The sequence below is a fragment of the Dielma fastidiosa genome, assembly GCF_000313565.1.
Classification (GTDB): Bacteria; Bacillota_I; Bacilli_A; order Erysipelotrichales; family Erysipelotrichaceae; genus Dielma; species Dielma fastidiosa.
In genome coordinates this window covers 1-4369 of sequence record NZ_HE578932.1, presented here as the reverse complement: position 1 = coordinate 4369, position 4369 = coordinate 1, and the positions used below count along the sequence as shown (strand labels likewise).

Below are 4369 nucleotides of genomic sequence, written 5' to 3'. Positions count from 1 at the left end.
GAATTGGTAAATGAACTTCTTTCTCTGTGCCTCGATAAACCATGATCCCTGATTCAAGATGATATTTGAAGAGATTGTTACTGTATTTTCCCTGCCGTCTGCCAGGTATCAGCATTCGTTTTCTTCTTTCATATCGATAGGCTTCAAGATCATGATGAAGCTTCTTCCTAGAACCAAAGCAAGCGGCTCTCACGCCTAAGTTCAAATGATTCAGCTTATCCGTTTCTCGGTTTAATTTAAAGGTCAGCAACCCGACTCTATGTTTTAACTGTTTGATATTCGGATTAACGATCTGTACCTCATACAAATAGTCTGCTTCACTAGTTTCATGTTCCTTGCTTTTTTGAATCAATTGTGATTTCTGCTTCTGCCAGTTCTGTAAAGACTTGTTTTCCTTACAAATCTTCTCTTTGATTCTTTCAATCCGTTTAGTACATTCTTTCTTCAATCGCTGATTGATTTCGATATTACTTTTAAGCAAGGCTCTGGCTTCATGTATTGCAGATGAAGGAAAATAATCATTCGTACCATATTTTGCTTTTAGTTGTTTTTGTAAAGAGACTGCATCCTTGACACCATGAAAACAAGTTAAATAGAGTTTCTTATAAGCTGTATGAAGCATAGCGTTATACAGGATCAAATCCTTCTTAATACAACTCGCATATTCTTCGGATAACACTTTATAATAGAAACGATTTGAATACGATAAACACTTCATTGATGTTCCCCTCCCCTTGAACAAAAAAGCATCCACTGAGATTCGATTGATACAAAGGAAACTAGGTGATGCTTAGGTTGAATTTAATGATTAAATATATGTTTTTTATTACTCATAGTATACCATATTCACACGATAATTTCATCAAGTTTTATCATTTTTTAGATCACTTTTCATAATGAGATATTGGTGATTTGATGCTTGAAAATGAAATTTCCTATATAATAAAAAAGACACTGAATGATTCAGTGCCTGTATTTTAGAATTGATAAACCTTTTCCCCGTTGATGAATGTATAATTTACATTCGTCAAGGTATTAAATATATTGCCGTCACTGACTACGATATCAGCATCCTTCCCAGCAGTTAATGAACCGACACGATCCGCAATACCTAAAATCTCTGCTGGATTGATCGTGATGGCTTTTAAAGCTTCCATTTCAGCCAAGCCCTTCTTGCAGGCCAGTCCGGCACACAGCGGCAGATATTCCTGAGGAATTACCGGTGCGTCAGTAATTAAAGCAATTTTAACACCGGCTTTATTTAAGATACCGGCAGTCGCGAAAGTAAGATTTTTTAATTCAAACTTTGACTTATCAGTTAATGACGGTCCAACAAAAGCCGGGAAGCCGCTTGCTTTTACCTCATCGACAATCAGATGACCCTCTGTGCAATGATCCAACGTCATCAGCACATCAAATTCACGGGCAATCCGCAGGGCGGTGAGAATATCATCAGCACGGTGAGCATGCGTCTTTAAAGGGATCTTCTTTTCAAGAACCGGAATCATCGCCTCCAGTTTCATATCATAAGCCGGCTGCTTGCTTATATCATCACCAGCCAATGCTTTTTTAGCCATATATTCCTTTGTCTTCATTAATGTTTCACGCAGATAAGCGGCGGTCTGCATTCTTGTCTTAATTTTATTATCACTATATACACGCTTAGGATTTTCACCAAAAGCGCATTTCATCGCCGCCATTGGGTTGATTACCATTTTATCAATCACATGTCCATTCGTTTTCCAGATGGCAAAGGTTCCGCCGATCACATTTGCGCTGCCCGGCCCGGAACATACCGTCGTAACACCGCCGCAAGCCGCGTTATGAATTGTCTCATCCATCGGATTCAGCGCGTCGATAGCCCGTACATGCGGAGTCAGAGGATCACTCATTTCATTTACATCGTCACCTTCAAAACGAATGCTTGATTCCTGCATTCCCAAATGCGAGTGACCGTCAATAAAACCCGGATAAATATTCTTGCCAGTACAGTCGATAACCTCACAGCCATCCGTTGACAAATCTTTGCCGACGGCGACAATTTTGCCTTGGTCAAACTTTACATCACCGACAAACACACCGGCTTCATCCATTGTATAAACGGTTCCGTTTTTAAGTAAAATCATACTGCTACCTCCTCAGCCATATCAGGCATTCTGTCAATAATTTCTACTTTTACTTTACGATACATGACTATATTATAAATCGTCGCGATCAATTCCGCAATCGGGAATGCGAGCCAGCCGACATAGGCGCCAAACAGCTTAAAGAGCAGCCATGATAAAGGCAGCAGCAAGCCCAGCTGACGCAGGATGGAAGTAATCATCGTAATTGAAGCTCGTTCCAATGACTGAAAGACTGGTGAAAGCGAAATGCTGATTGCCGCGATTGGGAAAGCAAGACTTAAAATCCGCAGGGATACAATACCCAGCGCCATAATTTCTCCCTCAGCGGAGAAGATTGCCATCAGCTGTTCAGGAAAGAGCTGGAATACAGCTAAAGCAATCAATGTATAGCCAAGTGCCAGATTGGTTGCGAAGCGCCGTGCCTGCATAAAGCGGCTTTTGATCTGAGCACCGTAATTGAAGCTCAGGATCGGCAATACCCCCTGATTCATACCAAACAAAGGCATAAACGCAAAGCTTTGCAGCTTGAAATAGATACCCATAACCGTGATTGCCGCGTCACCAAACTGTGATAAAATCAAGTTCATGCCGGTAACCATAACTGAACCTACCGCCTGCATAACCGCGGAAGGCAAGCCGATGCGGATAATATTGGTCAAAATAGAAGGTCTGAATTTAAAGGTGCGCAATGAAATCGGCAGTTTATCCCTTTTGCGGTACAGCAGAAATAATGCCAACAGCAATGACAGAAATTGGCCGATGACCGTCGCATAAGCAGCTCCCGCTACATGCAGTGCAGGACAGCCAAACAAACCAAAGATCATAATTGGGTCTAAGATACAGTTAGCAATCGCCCCTGTCAGCTGCACATACATTGATGAAACCATGTCCCCGGTTCCCTGAAGGATTGAAATAATGCTTTGCGCAAGCATCTGTGAGAATGAGAAAATCAATACGATCTTCGTATAAGCAATGCCAGATGTAATGACAGCTGGATCGCTGGTGAACAGCGGTATGTATAAATCAACGGCAAACAACCCCAGCAGCAATAAAATCAGATACAGACACATAGTCAGCACCAATCCGTGTTCTGCGGTATTAATCGCGTCTTCCTCATTGTGAGCGCCAAGATTTCTTGATACGCATGAGTTGATACCTACCCCGATACCAACCGATAATGCGACAATAATCATTTGGATTGGGAAAGCGAGTGAAACAGCTGTCAAGCCGCTTAATGTATCCTTCGCTACAAAGTATGAATCGACAATGTTATATAAAGCCTGCACCGTCATTGCCAGGATTGCAGGCAGTGACATATTTAAAACTAATTTAGGTATAGGCATGGTAGCCATTTTATTACTTTTTGTATTCATTAAATTCCTCCCTTTTGAAAACGTAAGCGATATGAACAATGCTGACAAAGCTCACGTTTAATTGTACCACTTTTCAGCTCATCAAGCATAGCCGCATTTGCTTTATTTGTTACAATATCCGAAAAAGATGTTTGAAAAACATTTCCCATTGATTCAATGCCTTGACTATCAAGACAGCAGGGCACTACTGTGCCATCACATAAAATGCCGCACATCTGACGCCAGCCTAGACAGCGGCCGGTATCGGAAACATAGGGATTGGCAAGATCAGGCCATTGAAATACCTCATCAAATTGAAGAAACACCTGCTTCATCAGTTTTATTGACTGACGGCGCTCACCGGCATTGATGGCTGTCTGAAATTCATTTTCAAAAAATTGCATCGCTAGCTTTGTTTCGGCAGACGGTTCATCACCGCGCATATTCCATAAGCGCAAAGAAACGTATTTATCAGCATCACTGAGCCTACGTGCGGCATCACTGATACTTTTCAGGTAAGCCAGCTGCTCTGATTCACTATGCTGTGCAAAGCTATGAACGGAGATATTAATCTGCCGCAGATTGTGTGCTTCACATAAACCGTTCAGGCACCTGTCAATCAAGGTAGCATTGGTTGTCAGCTGCACAAATAAGCCGGCAGCCTCTGCCAGCCTTATAAAGTCAAACAGCTGGGGGTGAAGCAGCGGCTCACCTAGAACATGCAGATAGATCATGTTTGTATAAGGCTTGATTTCATTAATGACATGACTGAATTCATCGATGGTCATAAAATGCTGAGGCCGTTTATTTTGGATACAGAATGAGCAATGCATATTGCAGACATTAGTAATTTCCACATAAATCTTTTTAAACCGCATACTGCCCTCCTCC

The 4369-nt window shown here is 41.8% G+C and carries 4 protein-coding genes; all 4 read right to left on the bottom strand.

Annotated features, from left to right (window positions below):
- On the bottom strand, window positions 1–718 hold a 718-nt coding region (locus DAHG_RS21470; RefSeq protein ID WP_022939456.1), incomplete at its 3' end, for a hypothetical protein.
- Between the two features lie 259 nt (window positions 719–977).
- The gene (locus DAHG_RS16500) at window positions 978–2126 is read right to left on the bottom strand and encodes an amidohydrolase (RefSeq protein WP_022939455.1); all 1149 of its coding nucleotides are present in this window, start codon (window positions 2124–2126) and stop codon (window positions 978–980) included.
- Entirely contained in the window at window positions 2123–3499 is a 1377-nt protein-coding gene (locus tag DAHG_RS16495) for an MATE family efflux transporter (RefSeq protein ID WP_022939454.1), read from the bottom strand. Before DAHG_RS16495 ends, DAHG_RS16500 begins: the two co-directional genes overlap by 4 nt.
- The coding region (locus DAHG_RS16490; RefSeq protein ID WP_022939453.1) for a radical SAM/SPASM domain-containing protein at window positions 3499–4369 on the bottom strand (871 nt) is incomplete at its 5' end. The genes DAHG_RS16495 and DAHG_RS16490, both read right to left, overlap by 1 nt.